The following is a 17,708-nucleotide window of genomic DNA, read 5'->3' on the forward strand; positions in this document are numbered from 1 at the left end:
CGGGGCCTGGATTGGCAATCGGGCGGCCACGTGGAAGCAGGCAGAACGGCAATCTGCCAGGGACAGTGATGACGGGAACCTAAATGCCATCATGCGGTTATCGCGCAGACAATCTGCGCGACCCGTCTGCATCACTCGAAGTTCAGGCGGGCTAACTGAAGCGAACAGCAGCGGGACGATCAGGCAGCTAGCTCATCGTGGAGCTAGGGAAGTGGCAGGGGAAGACCAATGACGACAGCGACCGGGGTCCGCTCGGCCGATCGCAATTCCGTCTTAGCCACACTCGGCGATTACATCCGAGAGATCAGCAATCCCGACGATCTCGCCTATGCTGCGGCGGAACTGCTCGGCCGTAGCCTCAACGTCAGCCGGGCGGGCTACGGCACGGTCGACACCTCAGCCGAGACCATCACCATTGTCCGCGACTGGAACGCACCGGGCATCCTGAGCCTCGCAGGCGTCCTGCGCTTCCGCGACTATGGCAGCTACATCGAAGATCTCAAGCGGGGCGAGACCGTCATCTGTGCCGATGCGGAAAAAGACCCTCGCGTCGGCGATCGTGCCGAAGCTCTCGAGGCGATCTCGGCGCGCGCGCTGGTCAACATGCCGATCTCGGAGCCCGATGGGGTCGTGGCGCTGCTGTATTTGAACAATGTCGGGCCGCGCGAATGGAGCCCTGAAGAGCTGGAGCTTATTCGCGACGTTGCCGAGCGCACGCGCACGGCGGTCGAGCGCCGCCGTGCGGAGACGGCCGTGCGGGAGAACGAAGCCCGGCTGGTTTTCCTGGACGCACTCAACAAGGAGACGGCCAGGACTCGCGATGCCGACGGCGTGATGGCGGTCACGACCAAAATGGTCGGCGAGCATCTCGGCGTCTCGAACTGCGCCTATGCCGACATGGACCCGGACCAGGACGGCTTCACGATACGCGGCGATTGGGCCGCGCCCGGCGCAATGCATATCCTCGGTCACTACAGTCTGGCCGACTTTGGCAAGAAGGCGGTGCGAGAGTTGGGCGCGGGCAGGCCGCTCATCATCAATGACAATTTGAGGGAGATTGCGCCGGACGAAGCCGCCACTTTCCAGAACATCGGGATCGGTTCGACGATCTGTATGCCCTTGGTGAAGGAAGGACGACTGACAGCCCTGATGGCGATTCATCACCGCGGCCCGCACCGGTGGACGCCGCGCGAACTCGCCTTGCTCACCGAAGTGACCGAGCGATCGTGGGCCCACATCGAGCGCGTCCGATCGGAACAGGCGGCGCGGGAGGCCGCCGAACGACTGACGCTTGCAAACAAGGCGGCCGGTATCGGCACCTGGGACTACGACCCGGTCAACAACGTCCTTCGATGGGATAGCCGCTGCAGGGAGGTGTTCGGTCTACGGCCGGACGCCGAAGTCAGCTATGAAGGGTCGTTCCTGAAGGGCCTTCATCCCGAGGACAGGCAGCGCGCCCACGAGGCCGTCTCCGCAGCCCTGACGCCGCACGCGCCGACGACCTACAATATGGAATACCGAACCATCGGCATCGAGGATGGGGTCGAACGCTGGATCGCCGCGACGGGTCAAGCCATCTTTGCCAATGGCCAGGCTGTTCGGTTCATCGGAACGGTTCTGGACATCACCGCGCAAAAGAAAACCGAGCGTCATCTTAGACTGCTGAATGATACCGGGGCTTCGGTCTCTCGCGAACGCGATCTCGAGAAGATCGTCCAGATCGTAACGGATGCCGGCGTCGAGCTGACTGGCGCTCAGTTCGGGGCCTTCTTCTACAATGTCGTTGCGCCGGATGGCGGCAGCTACATGCTGTATTCGCTGTCCGGTGTGCCGCGGTCGGCTTTCGAGAACTTTCCGATGCCCCGCAACACCGCCGTGTTCGAGCCGACGTTCAAGGGCACGGGTGTGATGAGGTCCGATGACATCCTGCAGGACCCGCGCTACGGCAAGAACGCGCCGCGGAAAGGCATGCCCGCGGGGCATCTTCCGGTCCGATCCTACCTGGCGGTCCCCGTGATCTCGCGAACCGGCGAAGTCCTCGGCGGACTTTTCTTCGGTCACGCCGAGACGGGCAAATTCCAGGCCGAGCATGAGGCCGCATTGCTTGGTATTGCGGGCCATGCCGCAACCGCTATAGACAACGCCCAGCTCTTGACCCGGCTGGAGGCGCTCAATGCCGGATTGGAGCAACGTGTTGCCGACGAAATTGCCGAGCGCATGAAAGCCGAAGAGCAGCTGCGGCAATCCCAGAAGATGGAAGCCGTCGGGCAATTGACCGGCGGCATTGCCCACGACTTCAACAATATGCTGGCCGTTATTCTCGGCAGCCTGAACCTTGCCAAGCGGCGGCTCGGCAGGGGAGAGGTCAGCATAGACCGCTTCATCGAGGGCGCCATCGACGGCGCAAATCGCGCAGCCACGTTGACGCAGAGGCTCCTCGCGTTCTCGCGCCAACAGCCGCTCGCGCCTGAAATCGTGGACATCAACAAGATGGTCGGCGGGATGAGCGAGCTGCTCGAGCGCTCGCTTGGCGAGCTGATCCGCCTCGAGACGGTGCTGGCGGCTGGCCTCTGGCGGGTCAAGGCGGACCCGGCCCAGCTCGAAAGCGCCATGATCAATCTCGCGGTCAACGCGCGCGATGCCATGCCAAAGGGGGGCAGGCTGACGATAGAAACCAGCAACGCCTCGATCGATCGAAAATATGCTCGCGAGTATGCGCTCGCACCTGGGCAGTACGTTCTCGTCGTCGTGACGGACAACGGCACCGGAATTCCGGCCGATGTGCTCGGCAAGGTGTTCGATCCGTTTTTCACGACCAAGGTCGTGGGCAAGGGGACCGGCCTCGGCCTCAGTCAGGTCTACGGTTTCGTGCGGCAGTCGGGCGGCCATGTCAAAATCGACTCGGAAGTCGATGTTGGCACGACCGTGAAGATCTACCTTCCACGCTTCGCCGGCGAGGAGGCGGGCGAAGATCTGTCGCTGGAAGCGATACCTGCCGGTGCAAGCCATCAGAACGAAACCATTCTCGTCGTGGAAGACGATGAGCGCGTCCGCAGCATGTCGTCCGAAAGCCTGCGCGAACTCGGCTACACCGTCATCGAGGCAGCCAGCGCCAAAGACGCGATCAGGACGATCGAGAATGGCTTCGTTCCAGATCTGCTGTTCACGGATGTCGTCATGCCCGATATGACCGGCGCCGAGCTTGCGGCCGAGCTGTCGAGACGATACCCGGGGCTGAAGGTGCTGTTCACCACCGGCTACACACGCAATGCAATCGTTCACGATGGCGTGCTCGATGCCGGCAAGCATCTGCTTCCGAAGCCCTTCGCTATCGAAGACCTGGCTGCCAAGGTCCGCATCTTGCTCGACGAGATCTGAACGCGCTTTGCAAACGATCTCTCCCGTTTGCAAGCCGCCTCCACAAGGGCTATGTCCCGGCTTTCGGAAGAGCACGACATGACAATCTCGGACGACAACGACCTCGCGCGCCTGAAAGAAATCGGGCGCATCGTCGCCAATATCCTGGAGGCAATGGGAAAGGCGCTCGAGCCGGGCATGACCACCTCCGAGCTCGACCGGATTGGCCGAACGCTGCTGGAGGCTGCCGGCGCACGTTCGGCTCCGGAGCTGGCCTACGACTTCCCCGGGGCGACCTGCATCAGCGTGAACGAGGAGATCGCTCATGGCATCCCGGGCGATCGGCGGATCGCGCGTGGGGACCTCGTGAACATCGACGTGTCAGCCGAGAAGAACGGCTTCTTTGCGGATACGGGAGCCTCATTCGCCGTTCCACCCGCAACCCGCGCGGTCGAACGTCTTTGCAGGGATGGCCGGCGCGCGATGTGGACGGGCCTGCAGCAGGTTGGAGCCGGCAAGCCGATCGCCGGTATCGGCCAAGCCATCGGGACCTTTGCGCGGAAGAACGGTTACAGCCTGGTCAGGAACCTTGCCAGTCACGGCGTCGGCCTGTCGCTCCACGAGGAGCCGACGGAGATCGCAACATGGCCGGACCGCTCCGAACGCCGCGTCATGAGCGAAGGCCTGGTGTTCACCGTCGAGCCGTTCCTGTCCCTTGGCGCCGAATGGGCACAGGATGGCGATGATCCGTGGACGCTCTACAGCAGCCCCGAGGCGCCGACCGTTCAATACGAGCACACCGTGATCGCAACCCGAAGCGGACCGTTGATCGTTACGATGGCTGGTTAAGAGGCGTCCTCAAGCCACCGGATCTCGGGCAGCATCCGAATGGCTTCGACTTCGATTATCCCGCGCCAGCGGCGGTGCTTAGTCTCGCCGACCAGATTGCCGAGCGTGGCGCCGGAAGCTCAACGCGAGGCGGGCCGCATATCAGCGTCCCGATCTAATTGACGCGCCGCGAGCGGCGAGGGGGCTTCTTCTGCGCAAAATACGGGTTCGCCTCGCACGCCGCCGACCGACCGACGGCTAAAAATCTGCACTGCTCGAGCGAGGTGTAGCGGCAATCGAAATAGCCGACGGGACCGTAGATATGCATGCAGACCGGATAGCTCGGATCGTAGGTCTGCGCGTGCGCAGGCGCGCCCGCGAGGAGCAGGCCAGTTGCAAGGAGCGCGAGGCGCATCTCAGCGCGGCACGTAGTAGCCGGGTGAATAACCCGGCACCTGCGCGCGCGGCCGGTTCTGATACGCATAGGGATCGTCGCTCTGGCCCGCGAAATACGGGTTCGCGATGCAGGTGAGGGCGCGGCCTGACGAACTCGCTTGGCACTGCGCGTAAGTGTCGAACGTGCAATTGCTCAGCCCCGGCCATTCATCGCCGGTGAGACAAAAGGCATGGTGAGTGCCGAACGCGCGCGCCGGCGTGCTTGCGTCGAGCGTTAGCGCAAATGTGGCGAGTGCGAGCGAAAATGTGGCGACAATGGGGAGAGCAGTTCGTCTGCGCATTCAATTCTCCAATCACGCGAAGGTGCGCGCGACGTTGTCACGCGCTCGCGCTGCAGATGTCGTGTAGCCGACGATGGAACTCATGAAAACACTTGTTTCAAAGGGTTTCCCGCGCGCGCTGGTAAATCTTCATTAATGAAGCGCGATCCTTTGGCGCGGACTGTGGCGTCGAGGTTACAGCAATTCCGTCGAGCGCTGTTTATGACGACGCCACGGCCCGGGGGCCTAACGACGAAACTGGAACGGGAATCAAATGAACAAGAATCTGTTGCTTGCTGCTGTGAGCCTTGTCGCGCTCGGCGCGGCTGCACCGGCAGTGGCTGCTGACCTCGCTGCGCGGCCTTATACCAAGGCGCCGGCGATGGTTGCCGCGATCTACGACTGGAGCGGCTTCTACATCGGCGTCAACGGCGGCGGCGGTTCCGCCCATTCGACTTGGGATCTCGTCGGCGGTGGCCGCGAGGGTTCGCACGACGCGACCGGCGGCACGGTCGGCGGTCAGATCGGCTACCGCATGCAGTCGGGCCAGTGGGTGTTCGGCATCGAAGGTCAGGGCAACTGGGCTGACTTCTCGGGCGACAACGTCAGCGCGATCCCGGGGTTCGGGACTCGCAACCGCTCGAAGATCGACTCGTTTGGTCTGATCACCGGTCAGATCGGCTACGCCTGGAACAACGTCCTCGTTTACGCCAAGGGCGGTGCGGCTGTCGTCGGCGGCAAGTACGAAGTCTCGACCATTGGCGGTGCGCTGCTCTCGTCGGCCGACCAGACCCGCTGGGGTGGTACGGTCGGTGCAGGCCTCGAGTACGGCTTCGCGCCGAACTGGTCAGTCGGCGTCGAGTACAACCACATCTTCCTGCAGGACAAGGACGTCACCTTCGCGCTGGTGCCCTCGACCGACCGCATCCGTCAGGACGTCGACATGGGCCTCGTCCGCCTGAACTACAAGTTCGGCGGCCCGAGCCTCGGCCGTTACTGAGCAGAAGCCTGATATCGATCGCTCGACTTCGAGCGGTCGGCGAAAGCCCCGGCCATCGGCCGGGGCTTTTTTGTTGTTCAAGTTCAGCAGGTTAACCATTCGCTTTCGAGATGGCGAAGATGGCTTGATCCCGAGAACGAAATGAGAACAATGTTCTTCATACGTTCTCACCATGGAGTAAGCCATGTTCAGGATTTTCGTCGAAGAAGCCGCCGCGCTAGCCTCGATCGCGCTGTTTGTCGGGATGATCGCGATCTGGGCCCAGGTGCTCCCGCAGCTCTAGGCGCGGCCAGGTTGGGGAAAAGCAGGACGACGCGGCCGATCGGCCGTTCCGGCGTGGACTCTGGCACCATGACGCCCCACCATTGTGAGGCGAGTCGGCCGGGCGAGTGCAGGATGCCTCCCGTGCCGGTGACCGCTCCATCTCATCTGCAAGAGGCCGTCACGCGACCATGCCGAGCGCCGGATTTGTCCACCTTCACGTTCACTCGGCCTATTCGCTGCTCAAGGGCTCGATCAAGATCGCCAAGCTCGCGGAGCTTGCCAAGAAAGACCATCAGCCGGCGCTGGCGCTGACCGACACCGATAACATGTTCGGCGCGCTGGAGTTCTCCGACAAGATGGCGGGCTCCGGAATCCAGCCGATCGTCGGCTGCGAAATCGCGATCGAGTTCGGCGACCAGGACCCCACTGCCCGCAACGCGCTTCTGCCCTCGCGCGTGGTGCTGCTGGCCGCGCAGGAGCGCGGCTATCGCAGCCTGATGCGGCTGAACTCGCGCGCGTTCATGGAGACGCCCGACACTCATGCTCCCCACATCAAGTTCGACTGGCTCGAAGGCGAGACCGAAGGCCTGATCGCGCTGACGGGCGGTCCGGACGGGCCGATCTCGCTGGCGCTTGCGGGCGGGTATACCGAGCTCGCGGCGGCGCGCTGCGAGCGTCTGGCCAGCCTGTTCGGGGACCGCCTCTACATCGAATTGCAGCGCCACAACATCGAGAAGGAGCGGCGGGTCGAAAGCAGCCTGATCGACATCGCCTATACCAAGGGCCTGCCGCTGGTCGCCACCAACGAGCCGTATTTCGCCGCGACCGACGATTACGAAGCCCATGACGCGCTGCTCTGCATCGCCGGCGGGCGGCTGATCGCGGAGACCGAGCGCGAGCAGCTTACGCCCGATCACCGCTTCAAGACCCGCGCCGAGATGGCGGTGCTGTTCGCCGACATTCCGGAGGCGCTGGCCTCGACGGTCGAGATCGCCGAGCGCTGCTCGTTCCGGCCGATGACGCGCAAGCCGATCCTGCCGTTCTTCACGGTCGGCGCCGCCGCAAGCTCCGATGCCGCCGCGGTCGAGGCGGCCGAATTGAAGCGGCAGGCGGAGGAGGGGCTCGCCAACCGCTTGCGCGTGCACGGACTGTCGCAAGGCACGACGGAAGAAGATTACAGCGCGCGGCTGGCGTTCGAGCTCGACGTCATCATGCGCATGAAATACGCGGGCTACTTCCTGATCGTCTCCGACTTCATCAAATGGGCTAAGGGCCAGGGCATCCCGGTCGGGCCGGGCCGCGGCTCCGGCGCAGGGTCGCTGGTGGCGTGGGCGCTGACCATCACCGACCTCGACCCGATCAAGTTCGGCCTGCTGTTCGAGCGCTTCCTCAATCCGGAACGCGTCTCGATGCCGGATTTCGACATCGACTTCTGCCAGGACCGCCGCGGCGAGGTGATCAGGTACGTCCAGGAGCGCTACGGTCGCGACCAGGTCGCGCAGATCATCACCTTCGGTACGCTGCAGGCGCGTGGCGTGCTCCGCGACGTCGGCCGCGTGCTGCAGATGCCCTATGGCCAGGTCGACAAGCTCACCAAGCTCGTGCCGCAGAATCCGGCCGCGCCGGTGACGCTTGCGGCTGCGATCGAGAGCGAGCCGAAACTCCAGGCATTCCGCGACGAGGACCCGGTGGTGGCGCGCGCCTTCGACATCGCGCAGCGCCTCGAAGGCCTAACCCGTCACGCCTCGACGCACGCGGCCGGCATCGTGATCGGCGATCGCCCCTTGAGCGAACTCGTACCGATGTATCGCGATCCCAAATCCGACATGCCGGTGACCCAGTTCAACATGAAATGGGTCGAGCCGGCCGGCCTCGTGAAGTTCGACTTCCTCGGCCTGAAGACGCTGACCGTGCTCGACGTCGCGTGCAAACTGCTCAAGCCGCGCGACATCCATGTCGACCTCGCGACGCTGCCGATCGACGATGCCGAAAGCTACCAGATGCTGGCGCGCGGCGAGGTGGTCGGCGTGTTCCAGGTTGAAAGCCAGGGCATGCGGCGCGCGCTGGTCGACATGCGTCCCGACCGTTTCGAGGATATCATCGCGCTGGTCGCGCTCTATCGACCGGGTCCGATGGCGAACATCCCGACCTATTGCGCGCGCAAGCACGGCGACGAGGAGCCGGAATATCTCCACCCCGTGCTGGAGCCGATTCTCAAAGAGACCTTCGGCGTCATCATCTACCAGGAACAGGTGATGCAGATCGCGCAGGTGATGTCGGGCTATTCGCTCGGCGACGCCGACCTGCTGCGCCGCGCCATGGGCAAGAAGATCCGCGCCGAGATGGAGAAGCAGCGCGAGATCTTCGTCGCAGGCGCAGTGAAGAACGGCGTGCCGAAGGGGCAGGCCGACACCATCTTCGAACTGCTGGCGAAATTCGCCGACTACGGCTTCAACAAGAGCCACGCGGCGGCCTATGCGCTGGTATCTTACCACACCGCCTACATGAAGGCGCATTACCCGGTGGAGTTCATCGCGGCGTCGATGACGCTCGATCTCAACAATACCGACAAGCTGTCCGAATTCCGCGCCGAGGCGCAGCGCCTCGGCATCAAGGTCGAGCCGCCCAACGTCAACCGCTCCGGCGCGACTTTCGAGGTCGGCGACAAGACCATCTACTACGCGCTCGCGGCGCTGAAGGGCGTCGGGATCGCGGCCGTCGAGCAGATCATCGCGGAGCGGACCAAGAACGGCCTGTTCACCTCGCTCGCCGACTTTGCCGCGCGGGTGTCGCCGCGCGCGATCAACAAGCGCATCATCGAAAGCCTCGCCGCCGCGGGCGCCTTCGACACGCTGGAGCCCAACAGGGCGCGGGTCTTCGCCGGCGCCGACTCGATTCTCGCCGCGTGCCAGCGGGCGAACGAAGCTGCAACCATCGGCCAGAACGACATGTTCGGCAGCTCGGCCGACGCGCCGACGATCATGCTGCCGCAGATCGAGCCCTGGTTGCCGGCCGAGCGGCTGCGCCGCGAATACGACGCGATCGGCTTCTTCCTGTCGGGACATCCGCTCGACGATTACGCCACCGTGCTGAAGCGGCTGCGGGTGCAGTCCTGGGCCGAGTTCTCGCGCGCGGTGAAGACCGGCGCCACCGCCGGCAAGGTCGCGGCCACCGTGGTGTCGCGCATGGAGCGGCGGACCAAGACCGGCAACAAGATGGGCATCATGGGGCTCTCTGATCCCACGGGTCACTTTGAGGCGGTGCTGTTCTCCGAAGGACTCGCGCAATATCGCGACGTGCTGGAGCCGGGCGCCGCGGTGCTGCTCCAGCTCGGCGCCGAGCTCCAGGGCGAGGACGTCCGCGCGCGCGTGCTGCACGCCGAACCGCTGGACGAGGCCGCGGCCAAGACGCAGAAGGGCCTGCGCATCTTCGTGCGCGACACCAAGCCGCTGGAATCGATCGCCAAGCGTCTCGCCGGCCCCGACATGGCCGCTTCGAACGGCGCCGCGCCGAAGGTCGGCAGTCCGGGCATCGCGCCCCGCTCCAACGGCGACGGCGAGGTCTCGCTGGTCATGATGCTCGACCTCGAGACCGAGGTCGAGATGAAGCTGCCCGGCCGCTTCAAGGTCTCGCCGCAGATCGCCGGCGCCATCAAGGCGGTCGCGGGCGTCGTGGACGTGCAGCAGCTCTAGCAACGCGCACGGTGTTGCAGGCAGTTGCATGTCTTGCGCGGGACATGCTGCGGCCCTGTTGCAACCTGTCGCTGTTTTCGGTTAGCATGCACTCGGGGAAAATCTGGGGGCGTGATGCTATTGCGTGGGCTGATATTGCTCGTGGCTGCGGCACTGCTGTGCGGCTGTGAGACGGCGAGGAGCGGGCTCGGATATTCGGAGACGGTACGAAAGCTGGGTCCGCCGAAAGCCGGGCAGGCCCGCGTCGTCGTGTTTCGCGAGAAAGGTTTCGGCGGCATCGGCGATCCGGACTGGGAATTTTCCCTCGACGGTACGCCGATCAAGGGTCTGAAGACCGGGACATATGTCTATGTCGATCGCCCGGCAGGCCAGCACCAGTTCGTAGCAGAGGAGGCGGCGCTCGGCGTCACGCGCGTGGACTTCTCGGCTCAGTCGGGGCAGACCGTGTTCTTCGTAGCGCGCTTCAGTCAGCGCAAGAGCGCCATGATCGCGAACGCGAGCACGGGGGTGCTGGGCTGGGGTCTCACGCTTGCGATGACGTCCGGCTATAAAAATCAGGGGCCGCTGGATTTCCTGCCCTTGGATGAACCGGCCGCCAGGACGACGATCGCAGAGCTTCGGTTGGCGGAATAGCCCCGCGCGAATTCGGCCCCGCCCGCACCGTCATTTGTGGTGTCGTCACATTGTTGCGGCTATGATCGCAGTAAGGCCGTTCGTCCATCGTGCCGGGAGGGAACGTGACATGTGCGACAAGTGCAATGAATCCCCACATGAGAGGATCGCGCCGTCGCGACGATCCGCGATGTTGTTTGGTGCCTCGGCGCTCGGCCTCGCCCTCACTGGCAGAGCCTTCGCCAAGGAGACCAAGGCGCCGCCCAAGCCGCAGAACGTGCTGTCGCCCGACGCATCATTGAAGCGGCTGACGGAAGGCAATGCGCGCTATGTCGACGGCGTGTCGCGGCGGCACGATTTCAAGCACGAGCGCGAGGCATTGGTCGGCGGACAGAATCCGTTCGCGGCCGTGCTGAGCTGTGCCGATTCGCGCATCGCGCCGGAATATGCCTTCGACACCGGCCGCGGCGATCTGTTCGTTTGCCGCGTCGCCGGAAATTTTGCCGGCACCGAAACCATCGCCAGCATGGAATACGCGGTGGCCGTGTTGAATACGCCGCTGATCCTCGTGCTCGGCCATGACGCTTGCGGCGCGGTCGATGCGACGCTCAAGGCGATCAAGGACAACAAGCCGCCGCCGGGCCATATTCCCTCGCTGGTCGATGCGATCACGCCCGCAGCCAAGGCTGCGATGCAGCAGGGTGGGGACGTCCTCGACAAGGCGATCCGGCAGAACGTCATCGACAACGTCACGAAGCTGAAGTCGGCAACGCCGATCCTCAATGCGGCGGTGGAGCAGGGCAAGCTGAAGGTCGTCGGCGGCATCTATCGGCTCACGACGGGAACGGTCGACCTGATTGCGCAGGGCTGAACCGGCTGACTTCGCCTCGCGCCGGTGCGTCGCCGCGTCACTTACGCGGAGCTGACACCGGAGCGGGGTGGCCATGCCGCCGCCTCAATCCAAGCCTTCGTTATTTGGAAGCCTTTCGTTCAAGTGCCATTCAGCTGGCCGCGCGTCTGATGCGTGGCGGCACCTCAACAACAAAAACGGGCAAGCAAGCCATGCGTGGGACGCTCAGAGCCTTCATTTGCCTTCTCCTGCCGATCGCGGTCCTTGCCGCGGGCGCGCCGGATCCGGCGCGTGCGCAGCAGCAGGAAAAGCGTATCGCGCTCGTGGTCGGCAACGGCGCCTATGCCAAGTCGCCGCTGGCGACGACGGCAAACGATGCCGGCCTGATCGCGCAGACGCTGCAGGCGGCGGGCTTCGACGTCGTCGGCGCCCGCGACCTCGACGGCGACACGCTGCGCAAGAGCTTTCGCGATTTCATCCAGAAGGCGCAGGCCTCAGGCCCGGGCACCGTCGCAATGGTCTATCTCGCCGGCTATGGCGTGCAGCTTGCGGGTGAGAACTACTTCATCCCGGTCGATTCCAACATCACCCGCGACACCGACATTCCGACCGAAGGCCTGCGCATCGGCGACTATCTCCGCCAGCTGGCTTCCGTTCCGCTCAAGGCCAACATCGTCGTGCTCGACGCTGCGCGGGCGCAGCCCTTCGTGGAGGGCGGCCAGCAGATCGCGAGCGGACTTGCGCTGGTCGAGCCCGACGCCAACATGCTGATCGCGTTCAATGCCGCGCCCGGCACGGTGGCGCTCGAGGAGCCCGGACCTTACGGCATCTATGCGCAGTCGCTGGCGGAGATGATCCGCACCGGCGGCCTGCCGCTGCCCGAGGTGTTCGACCGCGTTCGCCTGCGCGTCAACGAGGCCAGCAAGGGCGCGCAAGTGCCCTGGAACGAGCAGAAGATTTCCGCTCAATTCTCGTTCTTCGAGCGCGGGCCCGACGCGCCGCCGCCTGAGGCCGCACCCGACCAGGTCGCCGCGATCCGCAACAAGCCGATCCGCGATCTCGGCGTGCAGGATGCCTATGCCGCCGCGCTCACGCGCGACACGCTGCCGGCCTATGAAGAGTTTCTCACCGCCTATCCCGGCGACCCGCTGTCGAAGCGCGTGATGGCGATCGTCGCGGCGCGCCGTGAGGCCATCACCTGGCGGCGAACCTATCGCACCGACACGCCGGAAGCCTATTGGTCGTATCTGCGTCGCTATTCGCGCGGTCCGCATGCGGCAGATGCGCGCCGGCGCCTGGCGATTCTCACCGCGCCGGCCGAGCCGCCGCCGAGCTTCGCGATGATCGACTACGACGTGCCGCCACCGCCGCCGGAGGAGGTGGTCTATGTCGACCGTCCGGTGCTGTATTTCAGCGATCCGGATTTTGGCTTCGCGCCGCCACCGCCGCCGCCGGTCTACTATCTGCCGCCGCCGCCGCCGGATTTCGTCGTGCTGTCGCCGCCGATGCCGGTGATCGGCCTGTTCGTGCTGCCGCAGCCGATGTTCGTGCCGATTCCTGTGTTCGTCAGGCCGCCGGTCTATGTCGCTCCGCCGCCGAACAATATCATCTATCAGAACATCCATAACAGGACGGTCATCAACACGGTGATCAACCAGCCGCCGGCAGCGCCGGTGGGGGCGGGTGCCGGACCGGGCAATCTCACGCCGGCCATTGCCGGGCGCATCAATCCGGCTGGTCCAGCCATGCCGCAGGCGGCCGTGCAGCGCGCCGCCCTGATCCAGCAGGGCAAGGCGCCGATGCCGCCGAGCGCGACGGTGCAGCCGACGACGAGGCCAGGAACGCCTCCGGCGAGGCCCGCCAATGTCGCACCGACCGGTACGCCACCTGCCACTCCACCTGCCAGTCCACCTGGCATCCCACCGGCCAGGCTGCCCCAAGCCAACACGCTGCCGGTTCCCGGCACTCAAGGCGGCCCACCTGTACCGTCAGCGGGAGCCGGGCCACTGCAAGGCGGCAGACCCGGGCAGCCGACGGCCACTGCACCCGGCGCGCCGCTGCCGACCCATTCCGGGGCGCCTGCGGGGGCGCCGACGACTGCTGCTGGCACCACGCCGAAAGCGCATCCCGGTGCACCGACCGGCGCGCCGACGACTGCGCCCACGGCGACAAACCCGGCCGCCGTGCCCGGCCAACTGCCGAAGGCGCCAGTGGCCCAGGCCCCGCCCGGGACCGGGCCTGGGGAGCATGGCAAGTCCGCGACCCGCGAGCCGGCTGGTTCGCCGGCTGCCCGCATGCCTCCGCCTCCTGGCCTAGCTGGACGACCGGTCACGCCGCCGCCCCAGGCGGCGCGGGAGCCGATCAGGCCGCAACATCAGCCGACCGCTGCTCCCGCCCAGGCTGCCCGGCCGTCGGCACCACCACCGCGGCCTCAGGCCGTGGCGAGGCCGACGCCTCCGCCTCCACCGCGTGTTGCGCCGCCGCCACCGGCACGGCCGGCTCCCCCCGCGGCGGTCGCTCGGCCGGCGCCGCCGCCGATGGCGCGACCCGCGCCGCCGCCGCCGGTCGCCCGGCCGGCACCGCCTCCGCCGCCCCGGGTGGCCGTCGCGCCACCGCCGCCGCCACGCCCGGCAGCACCTCCGCCGCGTCCTCCGGCGCCGCCGCCGGCGGCAAAGAAGTGCCCGCCGAACCAGCCCAGATGCTAGGCAGGGGCTAGGCCGCAGCGTGGTCTTTACGGAAGGGGGCCTCTCGCGGGCGAAAGCCGCCCCGAAAGGCCCTTATTTCCTTGCTTCTGGTCGAAATCGCGCTATACACCGCGCCATCTCACACGGAAGCATGGCTCACAAGGCCGTCCGGTGGCAGCCGGGGCGACAACGCTCTGTCCTGCTCACACGCTTCCGGAGGAACCAACCGGAGAATTAGAACGATGGCACTACCCGATTTCACTATGCGTCAGCTCCTCGAAGCCGGCGTGCACTTTGGTCACCAGTCTCACCGCTGGAATCCGAAAATGGCGCCGTTCATTTTCGGCGCCCGCAACAACATCCACATCGTCGACCTCGCGCAGACCGTGCCGTTGCTGCACAACGCCTTGCAGGCGGTCAGCGACACCGTCGCCAAGGGCGGCCGCATCCTGTTCGTCGGCACCAAGCGCCAGGCGCAGGACGGCGTTGCCGACGCGGCCAAGCGCTGCGCTCAGTACTTCGTCAATTCGCGCTGGCTCGGCGGCACGCTGACCAACTGGAAGACGATCTCGGGCTCGATCAAGCGCCTGCGTCATCTCGACGACGTGCTCGCCGGCGGCGATGCCTCCTCCTACACCAAGAAGGAGCGCCTGACGCTTCAGCGCGAGCGCGACAAGCTCGACCGCTCGCTCGGCGGCATCAAGGACATGGGCGGTCTGCCCGACCTGATCTTCGTGATCGACACCAACAAGGAAGACATCGCGATCCAGGAAGCCCAGCGGCTCAACATCCCGGTCGCGGCGATCGTCGACACCAATTCGGATCCGAAGGGCATCACCTATGTGGTGCCGGGAAATGACGACGCCGGCCGCGCGATCGCGCTCTATTGCGATCTGATCGCGCGCGCAGCCATTGACGGCATTTCGCGCGCCCAGGGCGATTCCGGAATCGACGTCGGCGCTTCGGTTCGGCCGGTCGCAGAAGAGCTGCCCGCCGCCACGAGCGGCTTCCAGGGCCTTGCCGGTCCGCGCGGCACCTCCGACGACCTCAAGAAGCTCCCGGGCGTGTCGGGCGCGATCGAGAAGAAGTTCAACGACCTCGGCATCTTCCACTTCTGGCAGCTGGCCGAGCTCGATCACGACACCGCGCACAAGATCGGCGAAGAAGTCGGGCTGCCGAGCCGCGCGGACGCCTGGGTGGCCAAGGCCAAGGCGCTGACCGCGGAAGCGGAATAGTCAAAAAGAGCGATGGGTTGGCCGGACAAGTTCCGGCCACCATTTCAGTTGACGCGAATTCCTGAGATGGACCGCGGCGAGGCGATCTGGCCGCGCCGCGGCAAACCGGCAGGCAAAAAGGATTTTGAACGATGGCAACGATCACAGCTGCGATGGTCAAGGACCTGCGCGAGTCGACCGGCGCAGGCATGATGGACTGCAAGGCCGCGCTGACCGAAAACGACGGCAACATGGAAGCGGCGCAGGATTGGCTGCGCAAGAAGGGCCTGTCGAAGGCCGCCAAGAAGTCGGGCCGCGTCGCTGCCGAGGGGCTGATCGGCGCGCTCACCAAGGGCAACAAGGGCGTCGTGGTCGAGGTTAATTCAGAGACCGATTTCGTGGCGCGCAACGGCCAGTTTCAGGGCCTCGTCAAGATGGTCGCCCAGGTCGCATTCAACGTCGGCGCCGATGTCGAGAAGATCAAGGCCGCCAAGGTCGGCGACGTCACGATCGAAACTGCGATCAATGACGCGATTGCCACCATCGGCGAGAACATGACGCTGCGCCGCGCAGATTCGCTCGAGGTCAGCCAGGGCGTGGTGTCGAGCTACGTCCATGGCGCGGTCGTCGAGGGCGCCGGCAAGATGGGCGTGATCGTGGCACTGGAATCGCCCGGCAAGGCCGATGAGCTCGCAACGCTTGGCCGTCAGATCGCGATGCATGTCGCGGCCGCCAACCCCCTGGCGCTCGATCCGTCCGGTCTCGATCCGGCGGTCGTCAAGCGCGAAAAGGACGTGCTCGCCGACAAATATCGCCAGCAGGGCAAGCCCGAGAACGTGATCGAGAAGATCGTCGAGTCCGGCCTAAAGACCTATTACAAGGAAGTCTGCCTGCTCGAGCAGGCCTTCATCCACGACACCGGCAAGTCGGTGGCGCAGGCGGTGAAGGAAGCCGAAGGCAAGATCGGCGGCGCGGTGAAGATCGCGGGCTTTGTGCGCTATGCTCTCGGTGAGGGAATCGAGAAGCAGGAAAGCGACTTCGCGGCCGAGGTCGCGGCGGCCAGCGGCAAGAAGTAAGCGCCGGAACGTTCCCTCCGGCGTGCCGCCGGAAGCGGCGCCCGGACAAGGAAAGTGCTCATGACTGATCCGGTCTATCGTCGCGTCGTGATCAAGCTGTCCGGCGAATATCTCGCGGGACCGCAGGGTTTTGGCATTGATCAGCCGACCATCGACCGGGTCGCCGACGATCTGATCGCAGCCCGCCATCTCGGCACCGAAATCGCCGTCGTGATCGGCGGCGGCAACCTCTTTCGCGGCGTCGAGGTCTCTTCGCGCGGCGTGTCGCGCCCGACCGGCGACACCATGGGCATGCTTGCCACGATGATGAACTGCCTCGCGCTCGAAGCCACGATCGAGCGCAAGGGCACGCCTGCGCGCACGCTGTCGGCCTTCGTCATGCCCGAGATTTCCGAGCTGTTCACCCGCACCGCGGCACACAAATACCTCGCCGAGGGCCAAATCGTGCTGCTCGGCGGCGGAACCGGTAATCCGTTCTTCACCACCGACACGACCGCAGTGCTGCGCGCCGCCGAGATCGGCGCCCAGGCGGTGCTGAAGGCGACCAATGTCGACGGCGTCTACTCGGCCGACCCGAAGAAGGACCCGACGGCGACGCGATTCGACCGTCTGACGCATTCGCAGGCGATCGAGGGCGGCTACAAGGTGATGGATGCGACCGCCTTCGCACTTGCCCGCGAGACGTCGCTGCCTATCATCGTGTTCTCGATCGCGGAGCCGGGCTCGATCGGCGCTGTACTGCGTGGCGGCGGCCACGGAACCATTGTCGCCGGCTGACGGCTTGTCGTTGCGCCCTTTAGGAAGGGGCGCGGAGAGGTCGCCGGGATTTTGAAGGAGAAACGTGATGGCCACGGATAATTTCGATCTCAACGAAGTGAAGCGCCGCATGCAGGGGGCGATCCAGTCGCTCAAGCACGAACTTGGCGGCCTGCGCACCGGTCGCGCCTCCGCCTCGATGCTAGATCCGGTGCAGGTCGATGCCTATGGCAGCCACATGCCGCTGAACCAGCTCGCCACCGTCAGCGTGCCGGAGCCGCGCCTGATCTCGGTGCAGGTCTGGGACAAGTCGATGGTCAAGGCCGTGGAGAAGGCGATCGTCGATTCCAATCTCGGCCTGTCGCCGGCGACCGAAGGCCAGGTGCTGCGCCTGCGCATCCCCGAGCTCAACGAGGAGCGCCGCAAGGAGCTCGTCAAGGTCGCGCACAAATACGCGGAAGCCGCCAAGGTCGCCGCGCGCCATGTCCGCCGCGACGGTCTCGACGTTCTCAAGAAGCTCGAGAAGAATCACGAGATGTCCGAGGACGATCAGAAGCGCCACGCCGACGAGGTGCAGAAGGCGACCGACGGCACCATCTCCGAGATCGACCAGTTGCTCGCCGCCAAGGAAAAAGAAATCCTCACCGTCTAAAGCGCGA

13 protein-coding genes are annotated in these 17,708 nt (G+C 65.2%); 11 read left to right on the forward strand and 2 right to left on the reverse strand.

Translation table 11 applies throughout. From position 1 onward, the window contains the following. Positions 1-228 precede the first annotated feature (228 nt). Both AC0L21_RS08025 and map read left to right on the forward strand, forming a co-directional pair. Positions 229-3,378, forward strand: a complete 3,150-nt coding sequence (locus AC0L21_RS08025; protein WP_473259941.1) for a GAF domain-containing protein — start codon at positions 229-231, stop codon at positions 3,376-3,378. A 78-nt stretch (positions 3,379-3,456) separates the two neighbouring features. After that, positions 3,457-4,206 carry a type I methionyl aminopeptidase gene (gene map, locus AC0L21_RS08030; RefSeq protein ID WP_473259943.1) on the forward strand — a complete coding sequence of 250 codons (750 nt, stop codon included), beginning with the start codon at positions 3,457-3,459 and terminating at the stop codon, positions 4,204-4,206. 154 nt (positions 4,207-4,360) lie between these two features. Here the strand turns inward: map and AC0L21_RS08035 are convergent, their stop codons facing one another. Together AC0L21_RS08035 and AC0L21_RS08040 are read right to left on the reverse strand one after the other, a co-directional pair. Then, positions 4,361-4,600: a DUF3551 domain-containing protein gene (locus AC0L21_RS08035; RefSeq protein ID WP_473259945.1), complete on the reverse strand. Its 240-nt coding sequence runs from the start codon at positions 4,598-4,600 to the stop codon at positions 4,361-4,363. Between the two features lies 1 nt (position 4,601). After that, the gene (locus AC0L21_RS08040; RefSeq protein WP_473259947.1) at positions 4,602-4,922 is read right to left on the reverse strand and encodes a DUF3551 domain-containing protein; all 321 of its coding nucleotides are present in this window, start codon (positions 4,920-4,922) and stop codon (positions 4,602-4,604) included. A 253-nt stretch (positions 4,923-5,175) separates the two neighbouring features. Here AC0L21_RS08040 and AC0L21_RS08045 point away from each other — a divergent pair, with 253 nt between their 5' ends. From AC0L21_RS08045 to frr, 9 genes are all read left to right on the forward strand, one after another. Continuing rightward, positions 5,176-5,901, forward strand: coding sequence for an outer membrane protein (locus AC0L21_RS08045; RefSeq protein WP_473259949.1), 726 nt, complete (start codon positions 5,176-5,178; stop codon positions 5,899-5,901). Between the two features lie 452 nt (positions 5,902-6,353). Further along, positions 6,354-9,857: a DNA polymerase III subunit alpha gene (gene dnaE / locus AC0L21_RS08050; RefSeq protein ID WP_473259951.1), complete on the forward strand. Its 3,504-nt coding sequence runs from the start codon at positions 6,354-6,356 to the stop codon at positions 9,855-9,857. Between the two features lie 114 nt (positions 9,858-9,971). Then, entirely contained in the window at positions 9,972-10,490 is a 519-nt protein-coding gene (locus tag AC0L21_RS08055) for a hypothetical protein (protein WP_473260116.1), read from the forward strand. A gap of 109 nt (positions 10,491-10,599) precedes the next feature. After that, positions 10,600-11,340: a carbonic anhydrase gene (locus AC0L21_RS08060; protein WP_473259953.1), complete on the forward strand. Its 741-nt coding sequence runs from the start codon at positions 10,600-10,602 to the stop codon at positions 11,338-11,340. A gap of 191 nt (positions 11,341-11,531) precedes the next feature. Continuing rightward, entirely contained in the window at positions 11,532-14,024 is a 2,493-nt protein-coding gene (locus AC0L21_RS08065) for a caspase family protein (protein ID WP_473259955.1), read from the forward strand. A 221-nt stretch (positions 14,025-14,245) separates the two neighbouring features. Further along, positions 14,246-15,238 carry a 30S ribosomal protein S2 gene (locus tag AC0L21_RS08070; RefSeq protein ID WP_007610895.1) on the forward strand — a complete coding sequence of 331 codons (993 nt, stop codon included), beginning with the start codon at positions 14,246-14,248 and terminating at the stop codon, positions 15,236-15,238. A 131-nt stretch (positions 15,239-15,369) separates the two neighbouring features. Further along, complete coding sequence (gene tsf / locus AC0L21_RS08075) at positions 15,370-16,293, forward strand: translation elongation factor Ts (RefSeq protein WP_473259957.1); 924 nt, start codon at positions 15,370-15,372, stop codon at positions 16,291-16,293. 60 nt (positions 16,294-16,353) lie between these two features. Beyond that, positions 16,354-17,070, forward strand: coding sequence for a UMP kinase (pyrH, locus tag AC0L21_RS08080; protein WP_473259959.1), 717 nt, complete (start codon positions 16,354-16,356; stop codon positions 17,068-17,070). 67 nt (positions 17,071-17,137) lie between these two features. After that, complete coding sequence (gene frr / locus AC0L21_RS08085) at positions 17,138-17,701, forward strand: ribosome recycling factor (protein WP_007603628.1); 564 nt, start codon at positions 17,138-17,140, stop codon at positions 17,699-17,701. Positions 17,702-17,708: the final 7 nt, after the last annotated feature.

It is taken from the genome of Bradyrhizobium sp. WSM4873 (assembly GCF_055811355.1).

Coding starts and splice junctions, on each gene's coding strand:
- dnaE (WP_473259951.1), top strand. CDS start 6,354: ATGCCGAGCGCCGGATTTGTCCACCTTCACGTTCACTCGGCCTATTCG.
- AC0L21_RS08035 (WP_473259945.1), bottom strand. CDS start 4,600: ATGCGCCTCGCGCTCCTTGCAACTGGCCTGCTCCTCGCGGGCGCGCCT.
- AC0L21_RS08040 (WP_473259947.1), bottom strand. CDS start 4,922: ATGCGCAGACGAACTGCTCTCCCCATTGTCGCCACATTTTCGCTCGCA.
- AC0L21_RS08060 (WP_473259953.1), top strand. CDS start 10,600: ATGTGCGACAAGTGCAATGAATCCCCACATGAGAGGATCGCGCCGTCG.
- AC0L21_RS08070 (WP_007610895.1), top strand. CDS start 14,246: ATGGCACTACCCGATTTCACTATGCGTCAGCTCCTCGAAGCCGGCGTG.
- AC0L21_RS08045 (WP_473259949.1), top strand. CDS start 5,176: ATGAACAAGAATCTGTTGCTTGCTGCTGTGAGCCTTGTCGCGCTCGGC.
- frr (WP_007603628.1), top strand. CDS start 17,138: ATGGCCACGGATAATTTCGATCTCAACGAAGTGAAGCGCCGCATGCAG.
- map (WP_473259943.1), top strand. CDS start 3,457: ATGACAATCTCGGACGACAACGACCTCGCGCGCCTGAAAGAAATCGGG.
- AC0L21_RS08065 (WP_473259955.1), top strand. CDS start 11,532: ATGCGTGGGACGCTCAGAGCCTTCATTTGCCTTCTCCTGCCGATCGCG.
- AC0L21_RS08025 (WP_473259941.1), top strand. CDS start 229: ATGACGACAGCGACCGGGGTCCGCTCGGCCGATCGCAATTCCGTCTTA.
- AC0L21_RS08055 (WP_473260116.1), top strand. CDS start 9,972: ATGCTATTGCGTGGGCTGATATTGCTCGTGGCTGCGGCACTGCTGTGC.
- tsf (WP_473259957.1), top strand. CDS start 15,370: ATGGCAACGATCACAGCTGCGATGGTCAAGGACCTGCGCGAGTCGACC.
- pyrH (WP_473259959.1), top strand. CDS start 16,354: ATGACTGATCCGGTCTATCGTCGCGTCGTGATCAAGCTGTCCGGCGAA.